The organism is Kitasatospora sp. NPDC056327 (assembly GCF_042261735.1).
GTDB lineage: Bacteria > Actinomycetota > Actinomycetes > Streptomycetales > Streptomycetaceae > Kitasatospora.
In genome coordinates, this window is record NZ_JBHJRC010000112.1 from 1 (window position 1) to 24,269 (window position 24,269).

A 24,269-nucleotide genomic window follows, 5' to 3' on the forward strand; every position below is an offset into this window, starting at 1 on the left:
CCCCTGGCTCCCAGGGGTGCGGGGGCCGCCGCCGTTGCGGGCGCCGGCGGCGGGCCGGGCCGGAACCGTGTGCGAAGGTCCCAGCTCTGCAACCAAAGCGGGACCGGCCTGCACGTCCTCCTGACGGGTCGATAGGTTAAGGGGCGCCAGACCGCCGCGGGGACGCCCGTCCGCGCGCCCGCCGCCGGCGGCCGGTGAACCTCACCGCACTCCCAGGGGGATCAACCGCATGACCGCCGACACGCCACGGGACTCCGCAGCCGCGCCGCTCCCGCCGGTCTTCCAGCCGCTGCTCCCGGACGACCCGCGGGAGGTCGGCGGCTACCGGCTGTTCGCCCGGCTCGGGGCCGGCGGCATGGGCCGGGTCTACCTCTCGTACACGCCCGGCGGCCGGCCGGTGGCGCTCAAGGTGGTCCGCCCGGAGTTCGCCGAGGACGGCGAGTTCCGCCGCCGGTTCGCCCAGGAGGTCTCCAACGCCCAGCGGATCCACGGCCTCTACACCGCCCAGGTGATCGACTCCGGCGGCCTGGACTCCGACGCCCCGTGGCTGGTCACCGCGTACGTCCCCGGCCCGTCCCTGCAGCAGGTGGTGCGGGAGAACGGCGCGCTGCCGGTCCGCACCGTGCTGCTGCTGATGGGCGGCATCGCCGAGGCGCTGCAGGCGATCCACAGCGTCGAGGTGGTCCACCGCGACCTCAAGCCGGCCAACGTGCTGGTGGCCGGCGACGGCCCGCGCGTGATCGACTTCGGCATCGCCCGGGCCGCCGACGCCACCGCCCTCACCGGCACCGGCTACCGGATCGGCTCGCCCGCCTTCATGTCCCCCGAGCAGGCCCAGGGGCGCCCGGTCACCCCCGCCACCGACGTGTTCGCGCTGGGCGCGCTGGCCGCGTACGTGGCCGGCGGCAGCGCGCCGTTCGGCGACGGCCCGGACACCGCCGTGCTCTACCGGGTGGTGCACGAGCAGCCCGACCTCGACGCCGTCCCGGCCGGCCTGCGCGAACTGGTGCTGCGCTGCCTCGCGAAGTCCCCCGAGGACCGGCCGAAGCCCGCCGAGATCATCGACATCGCCCGCAACCACCCAACCGTCGGCGGACAGCTGCGGTTCTCCGACGACTGGCTGCCCCGGCAGGTCAACACCGAGATCACCCGCCGCTCGGACCTCCCGAGGACGCCCCCCACGCCGCTGCCCGCCGCGCCGCCCGCGCCGCCGGCCGGGCCGCCTGCCGGAGCGTCCGGGCACACCCCGGCACCGCCGTCCGCGCCGCCGACCCACCAGGCCACCGCGCCGTCCTTCGGCCCGCCGCCGCCCGGCTTCGGCCCCGTGCGGCCGGAGACCCCGCCGCCCGGCTTCGTGCCGCCGCCGGTCGGCGCCTACGGGGCCGCCCAGCCGCCGACCGAGGCGCCGACCGGCCCGCTGCCGGGCACCCCGCCGACCGTCCAGCTGCGGCCCGAGCCGCCGTCCTACGACACCCCGCCGCCCGGGCCGGTGGTCACCGACGGCCCGGCGCCGGAGCCGGCCCGGAAGGGCGGGGTCTCCTGGAAGGTGCTGCTGACCGTCGCCCTGGTGATGGCGGTCGGCGGCACGGCCGGCGGCGTGGCACTGATGGCCAGGTTCAAGGACAAGGACGACACCAGGGCGAACTCCGCCCAGCAGCAGCCGAACACGGTGCCCGGCCAGGGCGTCACCACCCCGGCCGCCACCACGCCCCCCGCGGCCGTGCCCCCGGCCGTCACCCCCACCCCGACCCCCACCTCGGCACCGGTCAGCGCCGTACCGAGCCGGTCGACCGCGGCGGGCGGGGTCACCGCGCCGGCCCGGCCGACGGGCTACCAGCCGGTGATCGACAAGAAGGCGCTCGCCATCCCGGCCGCCGAGTACTCCAGCGAGGCCTACCGGATCGACCTGACGGCCGGCACCGTGGTGCCGCGCGGCTCCGACCTGAAGTGGGGGCTCGGCCTCGGCCGGGAGTCCACCTCCAGCGGCAGCCGCGCCGACTCCTTCGCCGGCACGGGCGACAACAAGTCGGACTTCGCGGTGATCACCGAGGCGGCCGTCACCCCGGACCAGTGCGCCGCCGCGATCGACTCCCGGCCCGACACCGACCTGACCTTCAACCGGGTCACCCCGGGGCGGCTGCTGTGCATCCGCGACCGGCTCACCCGCAACATCGCCGTCGCCGCCGTCGAGGTGGCGGACCCGGCCACCGGTGCGGCCAAGGTGGTCCTCTCCACCTGGCGCGCCGGCTGACCGGTCTATCCTGACCAGGTCGAATCCCCATCGGACCGGAGCGAACCGTGTACTTCACCGACCGCGGCATCGAGGAGCTGCAGACCCGGCGCGGCGACGAGGAGGTCACCTTCGAGTGGCTGGCCGAGCGCCTGCGCGAGTTCGTCGACCTCAACCCGGACTTCGAGGTCCCGGTCGAGCGCCTGGCCACCTGGCTGGCGCGGCTCGACGACGAGGACGACGAGTGACCCGGTGAACGGCCGTCGAGAGGGCCCGGAGGCAACCGCCTCCGGGCCCTCTCGCGTGTTCCCCGTAGGGGGCGGGTCTCCGGGTCCGCTCCGGGTCGGCCCCGGACGGGGGTCCCTTGACTTCGCCGTCACGCGATATATCGTCTTTAAAGAAGAACGCGATACATCGCGAGTCATCAACGGGAGGCGGCAGACATGAGCCAGTGGACGGTCGAAGGACCCGACAGGATCACCATCGAGGAGCCGGTCCGGACCCTCCAGGTGCGGACGGTCGACGGCACGGTCAACGTGGTCGCCGCCGACGGCCCGGCCCGCCTGGAGGTCGGCGACCTCCAGGGCGAGCCGCTGCACGTCACCCTGGTCGACGGCGTCCTCACCGTCACCTACAAGGACATCAGCGGCTGGAACGAGTTCGGCGAGGTCCTCAAGTCGGTCGAGTCGGTGAAGGGCTTCTTCTCCTCGTTCAAGCGCAAGCGGACCGCCTCGGTCACCCTGACCGTTCCGGCCGGCACCGAGGTCAGGGTCGGCACCGTCTCCGCCGCGACGACGGTCTCCGGCATCACCGGGCGCGTATCGGCGCAGAGTGCCAGTGCGGACGTCACCCTGGTCGGCCTGACCGGGCACACCGAGGCCCGCACCGTCACCGGTGACGTCGACGCCCAGTCGGTGGCCGGGCAGCTGCGGCTGAACACCGTCTCCGGCCGGCTCACCGTGGTGGCCGGCACCGCCGGGAAGGTGTCCGCCAACTCCGTCACCGGCGCGGTCACCCTGGACCTCGCCGCCGACACCCCGACCGAGATCAAGGTCAACACGGTCAGCGGCGCGGTCGGCGTCCGGCTCCCCTCGCTGGCCGACACCAAGGTCGAGGCCGGCACCACCAGCGGCCACCTCTCCTCCACCTTCGAGGAGCTGAAGGTCGGCGGCAGCTGGGGCACCAAGCGCCTCTCCGGCCAGCTGGGCGACGGCCGGGGCAGCCTCTCGGTCACCACCGTCTCCGGCGCGGTCACCGTGCTGCACCGGCCGGACGCCGACGACGACGCCCAGGCGGCCGTCCGGGAACTGCCCGCCGCCGACGGCCCGGCCGCCGGCCCCGACTTCACCAAGGAGGCCTGACATGACCCCCGTCTTCGGCCACGGCCGGCTCCGGCTCTACCTGCTCAAGCTGCTCGACGAGGCCCCGCGCCACGGCTACGAGGTCATCCGCCTGCTGGAGGAGCGCTTCCAGGGCCTGTACGCGCCGTCCGCCGGCACCGTCTACCCGAGGCTGGCCAAGCTGGAGCAGGAGGGCCTGGTCGAGCACAGCACCGAGGGCGGCCGCAAGGTCTACCGGCTGACCGACGCGGGCCGTGCCGAACTCGCCGCCCGGCAGGGCGAGCTCGACGAGCTGGAGCTGGAGATCCACGACTCGGTGGCCCAGCTCGCCGGGGCGATCCGCGAGGACGTCCGGGACAGCGCCCAGGACCTGCGCGAGCAGCTCTGGGGCGCGGCCGAGCAGGCCCGCAGGAGCACGGCCGGGGACGCCGCCGGAGACGGGGACGGCGCGGTCCGGGACGGGGAGTCCGGGGAGCGGGGGAACCCGTGGGCCGGCCCGTGGGGCGACCAGGCCGCCTGGCAGCGCGCCAAGGAGGAGTTCGCCGCCTTCAAGCGGCAGGCCAAGGAGCAGGCCAAGCGGGCCAAGGAGCAGGAGAAGGCCGCCAAGGCCAAGGCCAAGGCGGCCGAGGAGGAGGCCCGCCGGCTGCGCGAGCAGTCCCGGGCGGCGCGGACCGCGGCCCAGCAGGAGGCGCTGCGGATCAAGCGCCGGGTCGAGCAGCAGGTCCGCGAGCACGCGACCCGCGGCGACTGGCCGACCGGGCTGGCGGAGGGGCTCTCCGAGCTGACCAGGGGACTGGCCGGGCTGGCCGACGCGGCCCGCTGGGGCCACCCGGCGGACGAGAAGGGCGGACCGGCGGAGCCCGCCGCCGAGCGGATCACCGTCACCCGGATCGACCTGGACAAGGACGAGCCGGCCGGCGCCGACGGGGCCCCGCTGCCGCCGTGGGCCGAGACCGACCCGGCCGGCGACCCGGCCCGGGAGCTGGAGCGGCTGCTCGACCGGTTCCGCGACCAGGTCCGGGACGCGGCCCGGGACGGCGGCGTCACGGCGGCCGGCCTCGCGGAGGCCCGCGACGTCCTCGGCCGGGCCGGCGAGCGGCTGAAGCGCCGGCTGGGCTGAGCAGGACGGACGGGCGCCCGGTACCCCGCGCGGGGTGCCGGGCGCCGGCGTGTCACGGGGTCAGCACGAGCTTGCCGAAGACGTCGCCCCCGGCCAGCCGGGCGAACGCCTCCGGCGCCGCGGCCAGCGGCAGCACCGAGTCGATCACCGGCCGGACCCCGGTGGTGGCGCAGAAGGACAGCAGCCCGGCCAGCTCGTCCCTGCTGCCCATGGTCGAGCCGATCACCCGCAGCTCCAGGAAGAAGATCCGGTTGAGCTCCGCCACCGCGGGGCTGGGGCCGGAGGTCGCCCCGGAGATGACGATCGTGCCGCCCGGGCGCAGCGACTTCACCGAGTGCGACCAGGTGGCCGCGCCGACCGTCTCCATCACCGCGTCGACCCGCTCGGGCAGCCGCTCCCCGCTCGGGAAGGCCGCGTCGGCGCCCAGCTCCACCGCCCGGGCGCGCCTGGCCTCGTCCCGGCCGGTGACCCAGACCCGCAGGCCGGCCGCCTTGCCGAGGACCACCAGCGCGGTGGAGACCCCGCCCCCGGCGCCCTGCACCAGGACGGTGTCGCCGGGCTTCACCCCGGCGTTGGTGAACAGCATCCGGTAGGCCGTCAGCCAGGCGGTGGGCAGGCAGGCGGCCTGCTCGAAGGAGAGTGCGGCGGGCTTGGGCAGCAGGTTCCAGGTCGGGACGGCCACCCGCTGGGCGAAGGTGCCCTGGTAGCGCTCGGTCAGGATGGAGCGGGGCTCGTCCGGCCCGACCCCGTGCCCGCTCTGGCCGATCACCGAGTGCAGGACCACCTCGTTGCCGTGCTCGTCGACCCCGGCGGCGTCGCAGCCGAGGATCATCGGCAGCCTCCCGGCGGGCAGGCCGACCCCGCGCAGCGACCAGAGGTCGTGGTGGTTCAGACTGGCCGCCCGGACGGTGACCACGCTCCACCCGGGAGGGGCCTGCGGTTCGGGGCGCTCGCCCGACTCCAGCCCGCTCAGCGGGTCGTCGGCGTCGATTCGTGCGGCGTAGGCAGCAAACATGCACCGGACGATAGCCAGAACGCCCCGGGCCCGGAACGACGCGGGGATGTGACGCGCGTCCCGGGCCCGGACGGGGACTCCCTCCGGGCTACCGGCGGGCGACGCCCTCGGCCCGGGCGGCCTCGGCGACGGCCTTGGAGACCGCCGGGGCGACCCGCTCGTCGAACGGCGAGGGGATGACCTTCTGCGGCGTCAACTCGTCGGCCACCACACCGGCCAGCGCCCTGGCGGCGGCCAGCTTCATGCCCTCGGTGATCCGGGTGGCCCGGACCTGCAGCGCGCCGGCGAAGATGCCCGGGAAGGCCAGCACGTTGTTGATCTGGTTCGGGAAGTCGCTGCGGCCGGTGGCCACCACGGCCGCGTACCGGTGCGCGACCTCGGGGTGGATCTCCGGGGTCGGGTTGGCCATCGCGAAGACGAACGCGCCCTCGGCCATGGTCGCGACGACCTCCTCCGCAACGGTGCCGCCGGAGACGCCGATGAAGACGTCGGCGCCGGCCATCGCGTCGGCCAGGGTGCCCTTGAGCCCGGTCCGGTTGGTCAGCCCGGCGATCTCCGCCTTGACGTCGGTGAGGTCCTCGCGGCCCTGGTGCACCACGCCCTTGCGGTCGCACACGGCCACGTCGCCGATGCCGGCCGCCACCAGCATCTTGGCGATGGCGATGCCGGCCGCGCCGGCGCCGGAGATGACGGCCCGCAGCGAGCCGAGCTCCCGGCCGGTCACCGCGGCCGCGTTCCACAGCGCCGCGGTGGTGACGATGGCGGTGCCGTGCTGGTCGTCGTGGAAGACCGGGATGTCCAGGGCCTCCTGGAGCCGGCGCTCGATCTCGAAGCAGCGCGGGGCGGAGATGTCCTCCAGGTTGACGCCGCCGAAGGACGGGGCCAGCCGGACCACGGTCTCGACGATCTCGTCCACGTCGGTGCAGGCCAGCGCGATCGGCACGGCGTCCACGCCGCCGAACTGCTTGAACAGGATCGCCTTGCCCTCCATGACGGGCAGCGAGGCCTCCGGGCCGATGTCACCGAGGCCCAGCACGGCGGTGCCGTCGGTGACGACCGCCACCGTGTTGGCCTTCCAGGTGTAGTCGTTCACGAGCTCGGGCTGCTCGGCGATGGCCGTGCAGACGCGGGCGACACCGGGGGTGTAGGCGAGGGACAGGTCGTCCGCGTCGCGCACCGGGACGGTCGCCCGGACCTCCATCTTGCCGCCGCGGTGGAGCGCGAACACGGCGTCGACCGGATCGTCGGTGTCCTGGGTAGTGCTGTGGATGATCTCCGCTGCCACGATGACCTCTTCGTCATTGATCGAGCGAGGACACCCGGCCGACGGAGCGGGCGACCCGGCCGTCCCCGGTATCCGGCGAACGGTGGCCGGTCACCGGAACCCGGGAACGCCGAAGTGCCCCCGGGGGAGGGCTGGGTCGGGGCGCCGCCGTCGGACGGGCGCCCTCGGATGAGGGTTTTATGGATTTGTCTGCGTTGGTCTGCGCTGTGCTTCCGGGCCGAGCGTAGGCCGGACGAGGGCATCGCACCCATGCCTTTTCGTCCAGATCACTTGGTTGTCATACGCCTCACAGCCACCCGGGAGTTCCGGGGCACCACGAGAACCGGGCCCCGACTGCGGCAAGGGCGGACGAGTTCGCACACCCGCAGGGGTGAACGCAGACACGGAGGGGATGCCGGTGCCTCGGATACGGAGTCGGCGTCCTGGACTTCCGTTCCGGCGCACCCCGCGCCTGTGGCGGCACGGCGGTCTGGTTCGGGTCTCGGGGGTCACCCGGTACCGAATTCTGACACACCCGGCCACGGGCCGGGCAGGCCGGGATGGGAGGATCCGTTCGCCCGTCACCTCGCGTACACCTCCGCGACGTCGCGAGGCCTCCCCCTCCGTCCCCACAGGAGCAACCGATGCACCAGCGTGCCCGCACCCACCGGCCGGCCGCCGCACTCGCCCTCACCGCCACCGGAGCACTGCTGCTGAGCGGTTGCGGCGGGGGCGGCACCGCGGCGGCGCAGGACCCGGTCCAGGAGATCCGCGCGAAGCTCCCCGCGGCCCAGCGATCGGCCGGCGTACTGCGGATCGGGATGGACGTCGACTACCCGCCGGTCGAGTTCCGGGGCGCCGACGGCAAGCCGGACGGGCTGGACCCGGACATCGCCGCCGCGGTCGGCCGGATCCTGGACCTGCGGATCGAGTACGTCGACACCCCCTTCGAGAAGCTCCTGCCGGACCTCCACAAGAAGCAGTACGACGTGGTGATGTCCGCGCTCAGCGACACCCGCCAGCGGCGCGAGGGCGTGGACGAGATCGGCACGCCGACCGGTCCGGCGGTCGACTTCGTCGACTACTTCATCGCGGGCACCTCGATAGTGGTGCCCAAGGGCAACCCGAAGGGCATCCGGACCCTGAACGACCTCTGCGGCCGGACCGTCGCGGTGCAGGCGGGCACCATCCAGGACGAGATCGCCGCCCGGCAGACCTCCGCCTGCACCCAGGCCGGGAAGCCGCTCGTCGTGCACAGGTTCGACACCGACGCCAAGGCGCTGGCCGAGGTCGCCGCCGGCACCGCGCAGGCCGGCCTGAACGACTTCCCGGTGGCGGCCCACGCGGCGAGGAACACCGACGGCGGCAACCGCTTCGAGGTGACCGGCTCGCAGTCCCGCTCCAACCCGTACGGGATCGCGCTGCGCAAGGAGGACACCGCGCTGCGGGACGTCCTGGCCAAGGCGATCGACCAGCTGATCCGCAGCGGCGAGTACGACCGGATCCTCGCCAAGTGGAACGTCACCGCGGGCGCGGCCCAGAACGCGGTGGTCAACGGCGGCAGCTGACCGAGCGGCACGGGGCCGTCGCGGGCGGCGGCGGCCCCGGAGTCCCCGGCCCCGGACTCCCCTGCGCCGGGGGGCGCCGGGGGCGGGGGTCGACCGGACGGGCGCGCGGCCGGGCCTCCGGACGGACCGCGGAGCCGACTGCATACTTATACGCAGGGTGACAGGGACACGATATTCGTCCGAATAGCGGACAGCACGCCCCCTCGTTATCCGATTTTGATCTGAATGAGGGCCACCCGACCGTCATCAGATGGCAGGATTCCCCCCATCTCGGATCGAGCCGGCCACTGGTCGAGGCGGTTTCGGTCAACGCCCACCTCGGCGGACGGTGGCGGAGAGCAGTACCCGGCACCACCCTGCGCGCAGTTCTCCCCGCCCCACCCGTACAGCGCCGTACGGCCTCGCTGCCCCGGTGTGCCGCTCCCCCGCGGCGCGCTCCGCCCGACCTCTCCCTCAGGAGGAGATCCCCCATGATCGCCCGTACCCAGCGCACCCGCCTCGTCGCCGGCGCGGCGCTGCTCGCGTCCGCGTCGCTCGTGCTGACCGCCTGCGGCAGCAGCAAGCCGTCCTCCTCCGGCAGCGGCGGCGCCAACCCCTCCGCCGCCGTCCCGACCGTCAGCGCCGACCCGTCGCTGGCCGCGCTCGTCCCGGCCGACGTCAAGAGCACCGGCAAGCTGATCGTCGCCGCGGACGCGTCCTACGCCCCCAACGAGTTCCAGGACGCCGCGGGCAAGATCATCGGTATGGACGTCGACCTGGCCAACCTCATCGGCCAGAAGCTCGGCCTCGCCGTCGAGGTCCAGAACTCGCCCTTCACCGCGATCATCCCGGGCATCAGCGCCAACAAGTTCCAGCTGGGCATGAGTTCCTTCACCGACACCAAGGAGCGCGAGGCCACCGTCGACATGGTGACCTACTTCCTGGCCGGCACCAGCGCCGCGGTCAAGAAGGGCAACCCGGACAAGATCGACCTCAAGGACCTCTGCGGCAAGAAGATCGCCGTCCAGACCGGCACCACCCAGGCCGACACCATCAAGGACACGATCACCCCGGACTGCGTCAAGGCGGGCAAGCCCGGCGTGCCCAACGACGGCGACAAGTTCGACCTGCAGACCGACGTCACCACCGCCATGGTCTCCGGCCGCGACCAGGTCATGCTCGCCGACTCCCCGGTCGTCGACTACGCCATCAAGCAGACCAACGGCCAGCTGGAGCAGCTCGGCGACGTCGAGGGCAAGGCCCCGTACGGCGTCGTGCTGGCCAAGGGCTCCGCGCTCGCCCCGGCCGTCCAGGGCGCCGTCCAGTCCATGATGGCCGACGGCAGCTACAAGAAGGTCCTGGAGAAGTGGGGCGTCGAGGCCGGCGCCATCGACAAGTCCGTCATCAACGGCGCCACCAGCTGACCCCTCGTCACTCTTCTTCACCCGAGGCCACTGTGAACCATTCCGATCAGGGGAAGAAGGTGTCGCCGGCACGGCCCGAGTCCATCAGGGCCGTCCCGGTGCGCCACCCCGGACGGTGGGCCGGAGCCGTCGTCATCGTGGTGTTCGCCGCGATGCTGCTCCACGCCCTGATCTTCAATCCCGCCTTCCAGTGGGACGTCGTCAACACCTACCTCTTCGATTCCAGCATCCTGCACGGTCTCGGCGTCACCCTGGAGCTCACCGCGCTCTCGATGGTGATGGGCGTGGTCGGCGGCATCGTCCTCGCGGTGATGCGGCTGTCGCCCAACCCGCTGCTGTCCGGCACCGCCTGGTTCTACATCTGGGTCTTCCGCGGTACCCCCGTGCTGGTCCAGCTGGTGTTCTGGAACTTCCTGGGCGCCCTGTGGCCGAAGCTGTCGATCGGCGTCCCGTTCGGCCCGGAGTTCTGGTCCGGCTCGACCAACACCCTGATCCCGGTCTTCACCGCCGCGCTGCTCGGCCTCGGCCTCAACGAGGCCGCCTACATGGCGGAGATCGTCCGCGGCGGCATCCAGTCGGTCGACGAGGGACAGACCGAGGCCTCGCACGCGCTCGGCATGAGCCGCTTCACGACCATGCGCCGGATCGTCCTGCCGCAGGCCATGCGCGTGATCATCCCGCCCACCGGCAACGAGACCATCTCGATGCTCAAGACCACCTCGCTGGTCTCGGTCATCGCGCTGGAGGAGCTCTTCCGGGCCGGGCAGAACATCTACTCGCGCACCTTCCAGACCATTCCGCTGCTGATCACCGTCAGCCTCTGGTACCTGTTCCTGACCTCCGTCCTCACCATCGGCCAGTACTACGTCGAGCGGTACTACGCCCGGGGCACCAGCCGGACGCTGCCGCCCACCCCGCTCCAGCGGCTGCGACTGCTGATCGGCGGCAGGCCGGCCCCGAAGACCGGGCACGACGTCGTTCCGGGGATCGAGGGAGGCACCCACCAATGACCGACCTGAACAAGCCGCCGGCCGACGCCGGCCACCCGATGGTCCGGGCCGAGGGCGTCCGCAAGTCCTACGGACCGGTCGAGGTGCTCAGGGGCATCGACCTGGAGGTCCGGCGCAACGAGGTGTTCTGCCTGATCGGCCCGTCCGGCTCCGGCAAGTCGACCTTCCTGCGGTGCATCAACCACCTGGAGAAGATCAACGGCGGGCTGCTGTCCGTCGACGGCGAACTGGTCGGCTACCGGCGGCAGGGCACCAGGCTGTACGAGCTCAAGGACAGCGAGGTCGCGCTCAAGCGCCGTGACATCGGCATGGTGTTCCAGCGCTTCAACCTCTTCCCGCACATGACCGCCATCGAGAACGTCATCGAGGCGCCGGTGCAGGTCAAGGGCGAGAGCAGGTCCTCCGCCAAGGAGCGCGGGATGGCCCTGCTGGAGCGGGTCGGCCTGGCCGACAAGGCCGGCAGCTACCCGTCCCAGCTCTCCGGCGGCCAGCAGCAGCGGGTGGCCATCGCCCGGGCGCTGGCCATGAAGCCCAAGCTGATGCTCTTCGACGAGCCGACCTCGGCGCTCGACCCCGAGCTGGTCGGCGACGTCCTGGACGTCATGCGCGGGCTGGCCGAGGAGGGGATGACCATGATCGTGGTCACCCACGAGATGGGCTTCGCCCGCGAGGTCGGCGACGCACTGGTGTTCATGGACGGCGGCGTGGTCGTCGAGTCCGGCAACCCCCGCGAGGTCCTCACCGACCCGCAGCACGAGCGCACCCGGGCGTTCCTCTCCAAGGTGCTCTGAGCCGACGCGCTCCGAGCGCGCGCTCCCCGGCGCCCGGCAGGCCGAATCCTGCCGGGCGCCGCCGCTTTCCCGCTTCGGCTCTCCGGGTAATAGGCTAGAGCCAGTCAGCCCGTTACCGATCTCTGGAAGGACCACCGTGGAGCTCGCCTCGTACGCCGATCTGGCCGTCCGGCTGGTGAACACCGAGGAACCCGAGCGCGGCACCGACGCACTGACGTCGGTGGACGCGGTGCGCGCCCTGTTCTCGGACTCCTCCCGGGCCCGCGACCTCGCCGACGAGTCGGACCTGCCCCGGCTGCGGGCCGTCCGCACCCGGCTGCGCGGGGTCTTCGAGGCCGCCGCCGACGGCGAGGAGGTGCGCAGCGTCGACCTGCTGAACAGCCTGCTGATGGAGTTTCCGGTGAGCCCCCTGGTCTCCGGGCACGACTACCTGGACGAGGCCGGCCGGCCCCGCTGGCACCTGCACCTCGCCGACAACTCCCCCACCGCCACGGCCCACTTCAGCGCCGTCGCCTGCATGGGCCTCGCCGTCCACCTGACCGAACTCGGCGCCGACCGGCTCGGCATCTGCCAGGCCGCCCCCTGCCGCAACTCCTACCTGGACACCTCGACCAACCGCTCCCGCCGGTACTGCTCGGACCGCTGCGCGACCCGCGCCAACGTCGCCGCCTACCGCGCCCGCAAGCGCCAGGAGGCCGCGGCGGCCGCCGCCGGGCAGGGCTAGGGCGTCTCTTGTGGATCACTGCCGGGCCCTAGGGCGTCAGCTCCTCCGGGCGGACCCAGACGCCCAGGCGTCGGGCGAGCCCGGGGATCCGGGCCAGCGGGGCGGCGAGCAGCAGCCGTTCCAGCCGCCGGCCCGGCGCGAGCCAGACCGGGCGGGGGCGCAGCCGCAGCAGCACCCGGCCGAGCACGAGTTCGTCCGGGACCGCGCCGTAGCTGCGGCTGTCGCTGTCGACCGGCCGGTTGTCGGAGAGCAGCCACCAGCCCTTCGGCCTGCGGCCGTCGGCACGCTTGACCACCAGCAGGTTCTGCTGGAACGGGTGACGGAACACCACCACCGCGCCGGGCCGGATCCGCGCGCCGTAGCGGACCAGCAGCCGGTCCCCGTCGCGCAGCGTCGGCACCATCGAGTCCCCCGCCACGTCGATCAGCCCGAACGGCGCGCCGCCCGCCGGGGGGTCCTCCACCGGTTCCGCGCTCCGTGCCACGACTCCTCCTCCGGGCGCCCGCTGTCGCACACCAGTCTGCCGCACGGTCCGTCACCCGCCGGTGTCCGGATTCACCCGGTTCCGGCTCGGCCTTTTGCCCTAGGCCCACCGCCCGGCCGAGAAACCGCCGGGCCCGAAGGGTAATCTCGGGCGCGGGAAGACGATCTAAGGAAGGACTCCCATGTTCTCTCGTCTGTTTGCACCGCGCGCCACCGCCCACGCCCACTGCGACCTGCCCTGCGGCGTGTACGACCCGGCCCAGGCCCGCATCGAGGCCGAGTCCGTGAAGGCCACCCAGGAGAAGTACCAGGCCAACGAGGACCCGCACTTCCGGGCCCGCGCCGTCATCATCAAGGAGCAGCGCGCCGAGGCCGTCAAGCACCACATCTCGGTGCTGTGGAGCGACTACTTCAAGGCCCCGCACTTCGAGAAGTACCCGCAGCTGCACCAGCTGGTCAACGACACCCTGAAGGCCGCCTCGGCCGCCAAGGCGTCCACCGACCCGGCCACCGGCCAGGCGCTGCTGGACCTCGTCGCCGAGGTCGACAAGATCTTCTGGGAGACCAAGCAGGGCTGATCCCCGCTCGCTCCCCTGCGAACGCCCCCGTCCGCGCCGGACGGGGGCGTTCGTGTGTCCCCGGCCACAAACGCTGCGGTAAGGGTTGCCTGACCCGAGTGCTTGTTATGCTGCCAGGGCGTTCCCAGGGGGAAGCCGGTGCGATTCCGGCGCTGACCCGCAACGGTAAACGGTGCCCCGCGCCCGTGAGCCCGATCGCCCGGGGACGCCGACCTCCCGACAACTCGCCGTGGACTGCGAGGGGATCGCGCCCCGGCACGACCGCGCCCGGGCACGCCGCCCCGCGCCCCGCCCGGCCCGAGGCAAGGCGCGCCACAGTGAGCAGCACCGCGACCGCACCGGCCACCGCCGCGGCCCCGCCGGGCCCGCGCCGAACACCCGCCGCGGCGCTGGCCGCCGCCCTCGCCGCCGCCCTGCTGCTCTCGCTGGTCTGCGCCGTCGCGGTGGGCTCCTCCGGACTGGCCCCGGGCCGGGTGCTGCGGCTGCTGGCCGCCGGTCTGACGGGCGGCCGGCTGGAGGCCGACGAGGCCGCCGCCTACGCGATCGTCTGGGAGATCCGGCTGCCCCGCGCCGTCCTGGCCGCCGTGGTCGGCGCCGGACTGGCCGCCACCGGGGTCGCCGTCCAGGCGATGGTCCGCAACGCGCTCGCCGACCCGTTCGTGCTCGGCATCTCCTCCGGCGCCTCGGTCGGCGCCAACGCCGTGCTGATGCTCGGCGCCTTCGCATCGTTCGGCGTCTGGGCGCTCTCCGCCTCCGCGTTCGCCGCCGCCCTGCTCGCCATGGTGCTGGTCTACCTGACCGCCCGGACCGCGCACGGCCTCACCCCGCTGCGGCTGGTGCTCACCGGCACCGCGATGTCCTACGGCTTCTCCGCCGTCACCGCGCTGATGGTCTTCGCCGCCGCCCGCGGCGAGGCCGCCCGCTCCGCGATGATGTGGCTGCTCGGCAGCCTCGGCGGCGCCACCTGGGGCTCGGTGCCGATCGCCGCCGCCACCGTGCTGGCCGGCCTGGTGCACCTGGCCTGCTCGGCCGGCCGGCTGGACGCGCTGGCGATGGGCGACGAGACGGCCGCCTCGCTCGGCGTGGACCCGGACCGGCTGCGCCGCGAACTGTTCGTGGTGACCGCGGCCGTCACCGGCACCGTGGTCGCGGTCAGCGGGGCGATCGGCTTCGTCGGACTGATGGTCCCGCACCTGGTGCGGATGCTGGTCGGCGCCGGCCACCGCCGGGTGCTGCTGGTCGCTCCGCTCGCCGGGGCCCTGCTGCTGGTCTGGGTGGACATCGTCTCCCGCACCCTGCTGGCGCCCGCCGAACTCCCGGTCGGCGTGGTCACCGCGGCCCTCGGGGTGCCCTGCTTCCTGCTGCTGATGCGCCGTCGCGGCTACGCCTTCGGAGGCGGCCGGTGAGCGCCACGAGCCCCGTGCCCGGCCTGGACCTCGCCGTCGACGGCGTCTGCGTCGACCTCGCCGGTGTCCGGCTGGTCCACGACGTCACCCTGAGCGCCCCCGCCGGTCGGGTGGTCGGCCTGATCGGCCCCAACGGCAGCGGCAAGTCCACCCTGCTGCGCTGCGTCTACCGGGCCCTGCGGCCCGCCGCCGGCGCCGTCCTGCTGGACGGCGAGGACCTGCACGCGCTCGCCCCGCGCGAGGCCGCCCGGCGGGTGGCCGCGCTGCCGCAGGAGCACTCCGCCGAGTTCGACTTCACGGTGGCCGAGGTGGTCGCCATGGGCCGGCTGCCGCACCGGCGCGGCGCCCTGGCCGGGCCGTCCGCCGGGGACACCGACCGCTGCACCGGGGCGCTGCGCCGGGTCGGCGCCGCGCACCTGGCGGCCCGTGGCTTCCTGAGCCTGTCCGGCGGCGAGAAGCAGCGGGTGCTGATCGCCCGCGCGCTGGTCCAGGAGCCCCGGGTGCTGGTCCTCGACGAGCCCACCAACCACCTGGACATCGCCCACCGGCTGGAGGTCCTGGCGCTGGTCCGGGAGGCCGGTCCGACCGTGCTGACCGCACTGCACGACCTGGACCTCGCCGCCGGCCACTGCGACCTGCTGTACGTGGTCGCGGACGGCCGGATCGTCGCTTCCGGACCGCCCGCCGAGGTGCTCGAACCCGGTCTGCTGGCCGAGGTGTTCAAGGTCCGGGCGACACCCGTGGCGCACCCGGTCACCGGCGCCCTGCGGCTGCTGCTCGACCGCCTCCCGTAACCGCACCGACGCCCTCCCCACCGCCCCCTCGCGAGGATCCCCATGCGCACCAAGGCCGTTGCCGCCGCCGCCCTGCTCGCCGTCGCCCTCACCGGCTGCGGCGCCGAGATAGCCCCGCGGGGCGACGGCGCCACCGCCGCCTCCGCCCACTACCCGGTGACCGTGACCAACTGCGGCACGGAGATCACCTTCCGGGAGAAGCCGGCCCGCACGGTGACCAACGACGTCGGCATCACCGAGCTGATGTTCGCGCTCGGCCTGGAGGACCGGATGGCCGGCTACGTGATGCCCGACGACAAGGGCCGGGTCGACGCGGTCGCCTGGAAGGACGCCTACCAGCGGACCGCCTGGCTCTCCCGGGACCGGATCACCAAGGAGATCGCCCTGGAGGCGAAGGCCGACCTGGTGTTCGCCGGCTGGCACTACGGCTTCGACGAGAGCCTCGGCGTCACCCCGCAGACCCTGTCCGGCCTCGGCATCGGCTCCTACGTGCTCACCGAGTCCTGCCGCAGCGGCAAGGGCTCCGAGCGCGGGGTGATGTCCCCGCTCGACGCGCTCTGGACCGACCTCGCCAACCTGGGCGAGATCTTCGACGTCCGGGACCGGGCCGACCGGCTGATCGCCGGGTTCCGGGCGCAGATCGCCGCCGTGCCCGAGCCGGCCCGCCGGCCGGGCGTCTTCCTGTACGACAGCGGCGAGGACAAGCCGTACACCTCGGGCCGGTTCGGCGCACCGGAGGAGGTCATCGCCAAGGCGGGCGGGCGGAACGTGATGGGCGACGTCGCCGACTCCTGGACCACCGTGGGCTGGGAGAGCGTGGTCCGGCGCGACCCCGAGGTGATCGTGATCAACGACTACGGCACCCCCGACGCGGAGGCGAAGCGGCGGTTCCTGAAGTCCTTCCCGCCGCTGGCCGGGGTCTCGGCGGTCCGCAACGACCGGATCTTCGTGCTCGACTACGCCGACCTGGTGGAGAGCCCCCGCAACCCCGCCGCGATCACCGCCCTGGCCGAGTACCTGCGGACCGTCCCGGCCGGCTGAGCCGCGGCCCTCCCCGCCCGCCCTCCGGCCGGTCCCGCCGGGCGTACGCTCGACAGTACGGACCGGCGGAACCGACCGGAGGAGCGAGAACATGACCACCATGGCCGCACCGTCCGCCTTCGACGTCCGGGCCCTGCGCGAGGGGATCGAGCGGGCCGACGCCGGCGCCCTGCTGGCGCTCTACGCGGACGACGCCGAGCTGCGCGTGGTCGACCGCGCGACCCAGCCCAGCCACCCGCTCGTGGTGCACGGCCGGGACGAGATCGGCGCGCTGCTGGACGACCTCTACGGCCGCGAGACGAGCCACACCCTGGAACGGGTGGTGCTCCAGGCCGACCGCCTCGCCTTCCTGGAGTCCTGCCGCTACCCGGACGGGGTGCGGGTGCTGGTCAGCTCGACCGCCGAGCTGCGCGCGGGACGGATCGTCGACCAGACCTCCGTCCAGGCCTGGGACGAGAACCGGCCCTCCCAGTAGGCTCGGAGCCATGATCCGCACCGCCGTCCCCGCCGACGTCCCCGTCATCCACGCCATGATCCGCGAGCTCGCGGAGTACGAGAAGGCCGCCCACGAGGCGGTGGCCACCGAGGAGCAGCTGCACGCCGCGCTGTTCGGCGCCGCCCCGGCGCTGTTCGGCCTGATCGCCGAGGACGACTCCACCGGGGAGCCGGTCGGCTTCGCCGTCTGGTTCCTCAACTTCTCGACCTGGCGCGGCACCCACGGGATCTACCTGGAGGACCTCTACGTCAGCCCGGCCTCCCGCGGCGGCGGCCACGGCAAGGCGCTGCTGCTGGAGCTGGCCCGGATCGCCGTCGAGCGCGGCTACTCCCGGGTCGAGTGGTCGGTGCTGGACTGGAACACCCCCTCGATCGACTTCTACAAGGCGCTGGGTGCCGTGCCGATGGACGAGTGGACCGTCTTCCGCCTCACCGGGGACGCCCTCGCCGCCGCCGGAACCCGCTGAGATCCGGCGCGCGCAGGGCGTGCGCCCCAGGCGTGCGGGGGCCGTGTCCGACCACTGCCACCCTGCGTCGCGATGCCTTACCATGAGTGACTCCCGCACCGGGGCAGGAACGCGGTAACGTCTCGGGCGGACGGCGGCGTCCGGCCACTCCCCGAGGGGTATGACCAGTACGTACCGCACCACCCCTCTGGACAGTTGGGGCGAAGCAGTTGAGCCAAGCAACAGACAGTGCCGCGGCCACCGGCCCGGAAGCACAGCGCGTCACCCAGGAGGTGAGGGTGTCCCAGATCGACGGCGAGCCCGGAGTGCAGGACTTCGTGGAGGTCCGGCTGCCCGCGGCCGGGGCCTACCTCTCGGTCCTGCGGACGGCCACGGCCGGCCTCGCGGCCCGGCTGGACTTCACGCTGGACGAGATCGAGGACCTGCGGATCGCGGTCGACGAGGCCTGCGCCATCCTCCTCCAGCAGGCCGTCCCCGGTTCGGTCCTCTCCTGCGAGTTCCGGCTGGTCGGGGACTCCCTGAAGGTGATCGTCTCGGCGCCCACCACCGACGGCCGGGCGCCGGAGCGGGACACCTTCGCCTGGACGGTGCTCTCCGCGCTCGCGGGCGAGGTCGACTCCGCGGTCGCCGAGGACAACACCGTGTCGATCAGCCTGCACAAGAAGCGCGGCGGCCCCTCCGCCCACTAGGTCCGCCGCGGCAGCGCGGCAGCAGCACCGAACAAGGGCCGTCCGCCCGGCTCCACCGGGCCGGACGGACGGCTCCCGGTACCGCCCGCACCGGGCGGTACGCCCATTGAGACGAACCGGGGCCGACCGCCCCGGTGCTCCCGGAACGGAACGGGGGAATGGCCGTGAGTGATCTGGACCGTACCGGCCTCGCGACGGCGGGCCCTGCCGTACCGACCCAGGCGAGCGTTCCCGGCCTCGCCGCCAACGACGAAGCGCACCCGAAGGACGCCCACCGGATGAGCCAGCCGACCGAGCCGACGCCCCAGTCGTCGCCCGATCAGTCGCCCACGCCCGTGCCGCCGGCCGCGGACCTCCCGGAGGACGCCCTGGACACCGAACCCGACACCGGGCCGGGGGACGGAGCGGAGGACGGGGCCGCCGCCGAGGCGGCCCGGACGCTGCGTGCCGCGGTGCCCGCCCAGACCCCGCAGCGCAGCGGCGCCCCGGACCGCGAGGCGGCCCGGGCGCTGTTCGTGCGGCTCTCCGCGCTGCCCGAGGGCTCCCCGGAGCGCGTCGAGCTGCGCAACCAGCTGGTGCGGATGCACATCCCGCTGGTCGAGCACCTGGCCCGGCGGTTCCGCAACCGCGGCGAGCCCCTGGACGACCTCACCCAGGTCGCCACCATCGGGCTGATCAAGTCGGTGGACCGGTTCGACCACGAGCGCGGGGTCGAGTTCTCCACCTACGCGACGCCGACCATCGTCGGCGAGATCAAGCGGCACTTCCGGGACAAGGGCTGGGCGGTCCGGGTGCCGCGCCGGCTCCAGGAGCTGCGCCTGTCGCTGACCACGGCGACCAGCGAGCTCTCCCAGCGGCACGGCCGCTCCCCCACGGTGCACGAGCTCGCCGAGCACCTGGGGATCTCCGAGGAGGACGTCCTGGAGGGGCTGGAGTCCGCCAACGCGTACTCCACGCTCTCGCTGGACGTGCCGGACAGCGACGACGAGTCGCCGGCCGTCGCGGACACCCTGGGCGCCACCGACGAGGCGCTGGAGGGCGTCGAGTACCGGGAGTCGCTCAAGCCGCTGCTCGCCCAGCTGCCGCCCCGGGAGCAGAAGATCCTGGTGCTGCGGTTCTTCCGGAACATGACGCAGTCGCAGATCGCCGCCGAGGTGGGGATCTCCCAGATGCACGTCTCCCGGCTGCTCGCCCGGACCCTCGCGCAGCTCCGGGAGAAGCTCCTCGTCGAGGAGTAGGACCGACGGCCGCTCAGCGGCGGCCGCCGGGTCCCTCCGGACACGGAAGGCGGCGGCCCTCCGCGCTCAGCCCTCGTGCGGAGCGTAGAGGGCCGCCGTCGCCTTCGGGCTGAGCAGTGCGCCGATGCCGACCAGGCCGAGCAGGCCGACGGCCGCGCCGGCCGCGGTCATCGCCCCGCCGCTCTGCGTCATGTAGTAGGCGACGGGCAGGCAGATGGAGTTGGTCAGCACGGCGGGGCTGCGGCCCCAGCGGCGGGTCCTGAGCAGCGCCCGGGCGGCCAGCACCGGCAGCACGCCGAGCAGCACGATCACCAGGCCGCCGAACTCGTTGAGGGCCAGCTGCTCGGACTTGCCGGACAGCGCGGCGACCATGTCCCAGACGCCGACGACGACCAGCGCGGCGCCCTCCACGGCGGTGATGGCGGCGCCGACGGTCAGGGCGGTCGGCCGGCCGGTGCCGGGTGCGGGTACGGGTGCGGTGGATTCTGCGGTCACTCCAGCAGGGTAGCCGCCGGTCGGTCCGTACCGCCCCGTAGGCTGGGCCCATGCGCGCTCTCCTGGTCGTCAACCCGAAAGCGACCACCACCAGCGGCCGCACCAGGGACGTCCTGATCCACGCCCTGCGCAGCGACCTCAAGCTGGAGGTGGCGCAGACCGAGTACCGCGGCCACGCGCGCGACCTGGCCCGCGAGGCGGCGGAGGACGGCGCGGTCGATCTGGTGGTCGCGCTGGGCGGGGACGGCACCGTCAACGAGGTGGTCAACGGACTACTCTCGCACGGCCCGGGCGACAAGGTCCCCCGGCTGGCCGTGGTCCCCGGCGGCTCGACCAACGTGTTCGCCCGCGCGCTGGGCCTGCCCAACGACCCGGTGGAGGCGACCGGCGCGCTGCTGAACGCCCTGGAGCAGCGGAGCGAGCGCCCGATCGGGCTGGGCAAGGCGATGAGCGAGGGGCTGCCGGACCGCTGGTTCACCTTCACGGCCGGCCTGGGCTTCGACGCCGGCGTGGTCGGCCGGGTGGAGGAGCAGCGCCGGGCGGGGCGCAAGTCCACGCACGCGCTCTACGTCGCGCAGGCGCTCCGCCATTTCGTCACCCAGCGTGAGCAGCGCAGATCAGGCCCGGTCTCGCTGGCGCTGGCGGGCCGCGCGCCGGTGCCGGGCCTGGTGCTGGCGATAGTCAGCAACACCTCGCCGTGGACCTTCCTGGGCAACCGTCCGGTCTACCCCTCGCCCCGTGCCTCCTTCGACTCGGATCTCGACGTCTTCGGCATCACCCGGATGACCGCGTTCGGTACTGCTCGAACGGTCCGTCAGATCCTGCGGTCGCACGGGTCTTCGAGCGACGGCGCGGCACCTTCGGGCCCGTCCGGGAAGCATGTCGTCTCCTATCACGACGTCAGACACTTCACCTTGGTTTCGGAGGAACCGGTCCCGTTCCAGGTCGACGGGGACCACCTTGGATCCAGGAGTCGCGTCAGTTTCACAGGCGTACGGCGGGCACTGCGTGTGATTGTGTGACTAGAAGGGCCCTTTACCCTTCTTCTCGAACGCACAAGCCCCCTTCACTCCATAGAAGTACTGGCTGTGAGCTAGGCGACACCGAAGAATCAAAAATTCCTCCCTGAAGGGGGTTGTATCCGGGCCTGAGGTTTGCGAACCTCTACATGGCGATCGGGACACATCGCAGCGACGGCAACCTCGGAAGTTCTCGGGGGCCGACCGCGGGGTGTCCCTCGAATCGCCGAATCCCTCCCCAGCACAGACCTCCCGGGCCCGATGGGCCTTTGGTCTCTTTTGCTGTTGCGGGATTCGTGAAAGCGTTCACATTCACAAGGACCATCGATGTGCCGTGCGGGCAGCCCCCGTCGGCAGGAGGAGTTGGACGACCATGGACTGGCGCCACCGCGCTGTCTGCCGCGAAGAGGACCCGGAGCTGTTCTTCCCGATCGGGAACACCGGTCCTGCTCTGCTGCAGATCGAGGAAGCCAAGGCCGTGTGCCGCCGCTGTCCGGTTATGGAGCAGTGCCTCCAGTGGGCCCTCGAAACCGGCCAGGACGCCGGCGTCTGGGGCGGCATGAGCGAGGACGAGCGTCGCGCGATGAAGCGCCGTGCTGCCCGCAACCGCGCCCGCACCGCCTGATCACACGCCGTAGTACCAGCAGTAACCACAGCACCGATCAACACATGATCACAGGCTTCCCCTGCACATCCTGGTGAAGCCTTCCGTACAAAGGGCCTTGTTCCACGAGGTCCCGCGACACCGACCCGCCCAGCCACTTGATACTGTTCACAGAGAGCAATATTGTGGAGCTGTGGCGCTCACCGTGTGCAACGCACCGGTTGGTGTCGCACCACCCAGAGCCCCCGTTCCGGCCGACTCCCCCCGACGGCCGGAACGGGTTGAGAGGCCCTGTCGACCCACCCCCCCCGGTCGACAGGGCCTCGTTTCTGTTTCCGCCCCGGATTCCGCCACCGGATCGTGCCCCCGGATCACCGGGGTGCGGGAACGTGCGAACGGCGCTCACCGGGCTCGCACGCCCCCCGCGCACCTCGGCGCGTCTCCCCGGCCTCAGCGCACCGGGATCTCCAGGACCACCTTGGTGCCGCCGTTCGGACCGGCCACCATGTCGAAGGTGCCGCCCAGCTCACCGGTGGCCAGGGTCCGGACGATCTGCAGCCCGAGATTGCCGGCCTGCTGCGGGTCGAAGCCCTCCGGCATCCCCCTGCCGTCGTCCTGCACCGTGATCAGCAGGTACTCCTCCGGCCGGGCCCCGCCGTTCCAGCTGTCCGACCAGCCCGTGCCGGTGGCCGGCGCGCGCCCGCGCAGTGCGCTCACCTCCAGGTTGCCCGAGGCGCTCGGGCCGAAGGCGTGCTCCAGGGCGTTCTGCAGCAGTTCGGTCAGCACCATCGCCAGCGGGGTGGCCACCTCGGCGGAGAGGATGCCGAAGCTGCCGCTGCGGCGGGTCGCCACCCGGCCGTCCTGGGACAGCTCCATCACCATCGCCAGCACCCGGTCGGCGATCTCGTCGAAGGCCACCTGCTCGTCCAGCGCCTGGGAGAGCGTCTCGTGCACGATGGCGATCGAGCCGACCCGGCGTACCGCCTCGTCCAGGGCCTCGCGGCCGGCGTCCGACTCCATCCGGCGGGACTGCAGCCGCAGCAGCGCGGCGACGGTCTGCAGGTTGTTCTTCACCCGGTGGTGGATCTCCCGGATGGTGGCGTCCTTGGTCATCAGCTCGCGGTCCCGGCGGCGCAGCTCGGTGACGTCCCGGCAGAGCACCAGGGAGCCGGTCAGGGTGCCCTTGGGCTTCAGCGGGATGGCGCGCAGGGTGACGACGCCGCCCTGGGCCTCGATCTCGGTCTGCCGTGGGGCCCAGCCGCTGGCCAGCTTGACCAGGGCCTCGTGCACGGCCGCCCGGGAGGGCGGGGCGAGGTCCGCGGTGGTCCGGCCGAGGTGGCTGCCGACCAGGTCGGTGGTGAGGCCGAGCCGGTGGTAGGCGGAGAGCGCGTTGGGGCTGGCGTAGGTGACCGTGCCGTCCGCGTCGAGGCGGATCAGGCCGTCGCCGACCCGCGGCGCGGCGTCCATGTCGGCCTGCTCCACGCCGTGGTACGGGAAGGTGCCGGCGGCGATCATCTGGGCCAGGTCGGAGGCGCTCTGCAGATAGGTGAGTTCCAGCCGGCTGGGGGTGCGCACGGTCAGCAGGTTGGTGTTGCGGGCGATCACGCCGAGCACCTTGCCCTCCCGGCGCACCGGGATGGACTCGACCCGGACCGGCACCTCCTCGCGCCACTCCGGGTCGCCCTCGCGCACGATCCGCCCCTCGTCGTAGGCGGCGTCCAGCAGCGGGCGCCGGCCGCGCGGGACGAGGTGGCCGACCATGTCGTCCTGGTACGAGGTGGGCCCGGTGTTGGGGCGCATCTGGGCCACCGAGACGTACCGGATGCCGTCCCAGGTGGGGATCCAGAGCACCAGGTCGGCGAAGGAGAGGTCGGAGAGCAGCTGCCACTCCGAGACCAGCATGTGCAGCCAGTCCACATCGGCACCGGTCAGGGTGGTGTGGCGGCGGACGAGTTCGTTCAGCGAGGGCACAGGGCGAGCGTAGCTCCAGGGGGGCGCCCCGGGCCCCGCCGCACCCCCGGCGACGTGCGGTGCGCCGCCCGGCCCCAGGTTGTCCAGACCAATTTTCGGCTAGCCCTGGACAACCCAGATTGGTCTAGTCCACAATGAAAGGGCACCAAGGAGAGGTACCCGCGCAACTGCCCTGACCGCGCGTGGCCGCTCCTCGGTCGGACGCCGCCGAACGAGGACCCCGCACAGTTCTCGATCGCCAACGGCGCCCGACGACAGCTCCGGGCTGCGGTGCCGCATGGGTTGAGGGTCCCGTGTCGGCGCCGTGGCCCGTAGTGTTTTCCCCCTCCGGTACGCCCTGCGGGCGGGCGCCCGACGACGGCTCCGGGCTGCGGTGCCATGGGCCCCTCCTGCCCGTCGGCGGGCAAGGAGGGAGGGTTGAGGGTCCCGTGTCGGCGCCGTGGCCCGTAGTGTTTTCCGGGCCCTTTCCGCCCCCCGAACGCGCGCGGCAACGCCCGAGCCCCCGCCCACAGGTTGTGGGCGGG

General features: G+C 73.0%; 24 protein-coding genes and 1 riboswitch. Of the genes, 19 read left to right on the forward strand and 5 right to left on the reverse strand.

Going from position 1 to position 24,269, the window contains the following annotated elements; translation table 11 throughout:
* The first annotated feature begins 229 nt into the window (after positions 1-229).
* From ACFCX4_RS18265 to ACFCX4_RS18280, 4 genes are all read left to right on the forward strand, one after another.
* Positions 230-2,251 (forward strand): serine/threonine-protein kinase, encoded by a 2,022-nt coding sequence (locus ACFCX4_RS18265; RefSeq protein ID WP_376143551.1) that lies wholly within the window; start codon positions 230-232, stop codon positions 2,249-2,251.
* A gap of 47 nt (positions 2,252-2,298) precedes the next feature.
* Positions 2,299-2,478: a DUF6104 family protein gene (locus ACFCX4_RS18270; protein ID WP_376143553.1), complete on the forward strand. Its 180-nt coding sequence runs from the start codon at positions 2,299-2,301 to the stop codon at positions 2,476-2,478.
* A gap of 195 nt (positions 2,479-2,673) precedes the next feature.
* Positions 2,674-3,591: a DUF4097 domain-containing protein gene (locus ACFCX4_RS18275; RefSeq protein ID WP_376143555.1), complete on the forward strand. Its 918-nt coding sequence runs from the start codon at positions 2,674-2,676 to the stop codon at positions 3,589-3,591.
* Position 3,592: 1 nt separating this feature from the next.
* The gene (locus ACFCX4_RS18280; protein ID WP_376143557.1) at positions 3,593-4,690 is read left to right on the forward strand and encodes a PadR family transcriptional regulator; all 1,098 of its coding nucleotides are present in this window, start codon (positions 3,593-3,595) and stop codon (positions 4,688-4,690) included.
* Between the two features lie 52 nt (positions 4,691-4,742).
* Here ACFCX4_RS18280 and ACFCX4_RS18285 read toward each other — a convergent pair whose 3' ends face one another.
* Together ACFCX4_RS18285 and ACFCX4_RS18290 are read right to left on the reverse strand one after the other, a co-directional pair.
* The gene (locus ACFCX4_RS18285; RefSeq protein WP_376143559.1) at positions 4,743-5,705 is read right to left on the reverse strand and encodes a zinc-binding dehydrogenase; all 963 of its coding nucleotides are present in this window, start codon (positions 5,703-5,705) and stop codon (positions 4,743-4,745) included.
* Positions 5,706-5,793: 88 nt separating this feature from the next.
* Positions 5,794-6,990: an NADP-dependent malic enzyme gene (locus ACFCX4_RS18290; protein ID WP_376143560.1), complete on the reverse strand. Its 1,197-nt coding sequence runs from the start codon at positions 6,988-6,990 to the stop codon at positions 5,794-5,796.
* Positions 6,991-7,613: 623 nt separating this feature from the next.
* On the opposite strand from ACFCX4_RS18290, the gene ACFCX4_RS18295 reads away from it, so the two are divergent.
* The 5 genes from ACFCX4_RS18295 (at position 7,614) to ACFCX4_RS18315 (ending at position 12,465) form a co-directional block, all read left to right on the forward strand.
* The gene (locus ACFCX4_RS18295) at positions 7,614-8,537 is read left to right on the forward strand and encodes an ABC transporter substrate-binding protein (RefSeq protein ID WP_376143562.1); all 924 of its coding nucleotides are present in this window, start codon (positions 7,614-7,616) and stop codon (positions 8,535-8,537) included.
* Positions 8,538-9,007: 470 nt separating this feature from the next.
* Entirely contained in the window at positions 9,008-9,940 is a 933-nt protein-coding gene (locus ACFCX4_RS18300) for an ABC transporter substrate-binding protein (RefSeq protein ID WP_376143564.1), read from the forward strand.
* A 32-nt stretch (positions 9,941-9,972) separates the two neighbouring features.
* Positions 9,973-10,950 (forward strand): amino acid ABC transporter permease, encoded by a 978-nt coding sequence (locus ACFCX4_RS18305; RefSeq protein WP_376143566.1) that lies wholly within the window; start codon positions 9,973-9,975, stop codon positions 10,948-10,950.
* Positions 10,951-10,988: 38 nt separating this feature from the next.
* Entirely contained in the window at positions 10,989-11,741 is a 753-nt protein-coding gene (locus ACFCX4_RS18310) for an amino acid ABC transporter ATP-binding protein (protein ID WP_376143592.1), read from the forward strand.
* Positions 11,742-11,877: 136 nt separating this feature from the next.
* Positions 11,878-12,465 carry a CGNR zinc finger domain-containing protein gene (locus ACFCX4_RS18315; protein ID WP_376143568.1) on the forward strand — a complete coding sequence of 196 codons (588 nt, stop codon included), beginning with the start codon at positions 11,878-11,880 and terminating at the stop codon, positions 12,463-12,465.
* A gap of 28 nt (positions 12,466-12,493) precedes the next feature.
* Here the strand turns inward: ACFCX4_RS18315 and sodX are convergent, their stop codons facing one another.
* Positions 12,494-12,949 (reverse strand): nickel-type superoxide dismutase maturation protease, encoded by a 456-nt coding sequence (gene sodX / locus ACFCX4_RS18320; RefSeq protein WP_376143570.1) that lies wholly within the window; start codon positions 12,947-12,949, stop codon positions 12,494-12,496.
* Between the two features lie 181 nt (positions 12,950-13,130).
* On the opposite strand from sodX, the gene sodN reads away from it, so the two are divergent.
* The 8 genes from sodN to ACFCX4_RS18360 all read left to right on the forward strand — a co-directional run bounded on the left by sodN (position 13,131) and on the right by ACFCX4_RS18360 (position 19,656).
* Positions 13,131-13,526 (forward strand): superoxide dismutase, Ni, encoded by a 396-nt coding sequence (gene sodN / locus ACFCX4_RS18325; RefSeq protein WP_376143572.1) that lies wholly within the window; start codon positions 13,131-13,133, stop codon positions 13,524-13,526.
* A gap of 79 nt (positions 13,527-13,605) precedes the next feature.
* Positions 13,606-13,744, forward strand: a riboswitch (cobalamin riboswitch).
* Between the two features lie 99 nt (positions 13,745-13,843).
* Complete coding sequence (locus ACFCX4_RS18330) at positions 13,844-14,932, forward strand: FecCD family ABC transporter permease (RefSeq protein WP_376143574.1); 1,089 nt, start codon at positions 13,844-13,846, stop codon at positions 14,930-14,932.
* Positions 14,933-14,955: 23 nt separating this feature from the next.
* A complete protein-coding gene (locus tag ACFCX4_RS18335) occupies positions 14,956-15,726 on the forward strand; it encodes an ABC transporter ATP-binding protein (RefSeq protein ID WP_376143594.1) in 771 nt (256 codons plus the stop codon).
* A 42-nt stretch (positions 15,727-15,768) separates the two neighbouring features.
* Positions 15,769-16,767: an ABC transporter substrate-binding protein gene (locus tag ACFCX4_RS18340; protein ID WP_376143576.1), complete on the forward strand. Its 999-nt coding sequence runs from the start codon at positions 15,769-15,771 to the stop codon at positions 16,765-16,767.
* 91 nt (positions 16,768-16,858) lie between these two features.
* Positions 16,859-17,242 (forward strand): nuclear transport factor 2 family protein, encoded by a 384-nt coding sequence (locus ACFCX4_RS18345; protein ID WP_376143578.1) that lies wholly within the window; start codon positions 16,859-16,861, stop codon positions 17,240-17,242.
* 10 nt (positions 17,243-17,252) lie between these two features.
* On the forward strand, positions 17,253-17,729 hold the full coding sequence (locus ACFCX4_RS18350; protein ID WP_376143580.1) for a GNAT family N-acetyltransferase: 477 nt from the start codon (positions 17,253-17,255) through the stop codon (positions 17,727-17,729).
* A 278-nt stretch (positions 17,730-18,007) separates the two neighbouring features.
* Positions 18,008-18,418: an anti-sigma regulatory factor gene (locus ACFCX4_RS18355; protein WP_376143582.1), complete on the forward strand. Its 411-nt coding sequence runs from the start codon at positions 18,008-18,010 to the stop codon at positions 18,416-18,418.
* A gap of 164 nt (positions 18,419-18,582) precedes the next feature.
* Complete coding sequence (locus ACFCX4_RS18360; RefSeq protein WP_376143584.1) at positions 18,583-19,656, forward strand: SigB/SigF/SigG family RNA polymerase sigma factor; 1,074 nt, start codon at positions 18,583-18,585, stop codon at positions 19,654-19,656.
* Between the two features lie 66 nt (positions 19,657-19,722).
* Here ACFCX4_RS18360 and ACFCX4_RS18365 read toward each other — a convergent pair whose 3' ends face one another.
* Positions 19,723-20,151 (reverse strand): hypothetical protein, encoded by a 429-nt coding sequence (locus tag ACFCX4_RS18365; RefSeq protein ID WP_376143586.1) that lies wholly within the window; start codon positions 20,149-20,151, stop codon positions 19,723-19,725.
* 50 nt (positions 20,152-20,201) lie between these two features.
* Here ACFCX4_RS18365 and ACFCX4_RS18370 point away from each other — a divergent pair, with 50 nt between their 5' ends.
* Together ACFCX4_RS18370 and ACFCX4_RS18375 are read left to right on the forward strand one after the other, a co-directional pair.
* Complete coding sequence (locus ACFCX4_RS18370) at positions 20,202-21,173, forward strand: diacylglycerol/lipid kinase family protein (RefSeq protein WP_376143588.1); 972 nt, start codon at positions 20,202-20,204, stop codon at positions 21,171-21,173.
* Positions 21,174-21,543: 370 nt separating this feature from the next.
* Complete coding sequence (locus ACFCX4_RS18375) at positions 21,544-21,795, forward strand: WhiB family transcriptional regulator (RefSeq protein WP_014138019.1); 252 nt, start codon at positions 21,544-21,546, stop codon at positions 21,793-21,795.
* A 429-nt stretch (positions 21,796-22,224) separates the two neighbouring features.
* Here the strand turns inward: ACFCX4_RS18375 and ACFCX4_RS18380 are convergent, their stop codons facing one another.
* A complete protein-coding gene (locus ACFCX4_RS18380; protein ID WP_376143590.1) occupies positions 22,225-23,745 on the reverse strand; it encodes a sensor histidine kinase in 1,521 nt (506 codons plus the stop codon).
* Between the last annotated feature and the right edge of the window lie 524 nt (positions 23,746-24,269).

Excerpts from the sequence above, each read along its gene's own strand:
- sodN (WP_376143572.1), top strand. The coding sequence starts at position 13,131 with ATGTTCTCTCGTCTGTTTGCACCGCGCGCCACCGCCCACGCCCACTGC.
- ACFCX4_RS18345 (WP_376143578.1), top strand. The coding sequence starts at position 16,859 with ATGACCACCATGGCCGCACCGTCCGCCTTCGACGTCCGGGCCCTGCGC.
- ACFCX4_RS18295 (WP_376143562.1), top strand. The coding sequence starts at position 7,614 with ATGCACCAGCGTGCCCGCACCCACCGGCCGGCCGCCGCACTCGCCCTC.
- ACFCX4_RS18285 (WP_376143559.1), bottom strand. The coding sequence starts at position 5,705 with ATGTTTGCTGCCTACGCCGCACGAATCGACGCCGACGACCCGCTGAGC.
- ACFCX4_RS18265 (WP_376143551.1), top strand. The coding sequence starts at position 230 with ATGACCGCCGACACGCCACGGGACTCCGCAGCCGCGCCGCTCCCGCCG.
- ACFCX4_RS18340 (WP_376143576.1), top strand. The coding sequence starts at position 15,769 with ATGCGCACCAAGGCCGTTGCCGCCGCCGCCCTGCTCGCCGTCGCCCTC.
- ACFCX4_RS18370 (WP_376143588.1), top strand. The coding sequence starts at position 20,202 with ATGCGCGCTCTCCTGGTCGTCAACCCGAAAGCGACCACCACCAGCGGC.
- ACFCX4_RS18280 (WP_376143557.1), top strand. The coding sequence starts at position 3,593 with ATGACCCCCGTCTTCGGCCACGGCCGGCTCCGGCTCTACCTGCTCAAG.
- ACFCX4_RS18275 (WP_376143555.1), top strand. The coding sequence starts at position 2,674 with ATGAGCCAGTGGACGGTCGAAGGACCCGACAGGATCACCATCGAGGAG.
- ACFCX4_RS18300 (WP_376143564.1), top strand. The coding sequence starts at position 9,008 with ATGATCGCCCGTACCCAGCGCACCCGCCTCGTCGCCGGCGCGGCGCTG.
- ACFCX4_RS18310 (WP_376143592.1), top strand. The coding sequence starts at position 10,989 with ATGGTCCGGGCCGAGGGCGTCCGCAAGTCCTACGGACCGGTCGAGGTG.
- ACFCX4_RS18375 (WP_014138019.1), top strand. The coding sequence starts at position 21,544 with ATGGACTGGCGCCACCGCGCTGTCTGCCGCGAAGAGGACCCGGAGCTG.
- ACFCX4_RS18350 (WP_376143580.1), top strand. The coding sequence starts at position 17,253 with ATGATCCGCACCGCCGTCCCCGCCGACGTCCCCGTCATCCACGCCATG.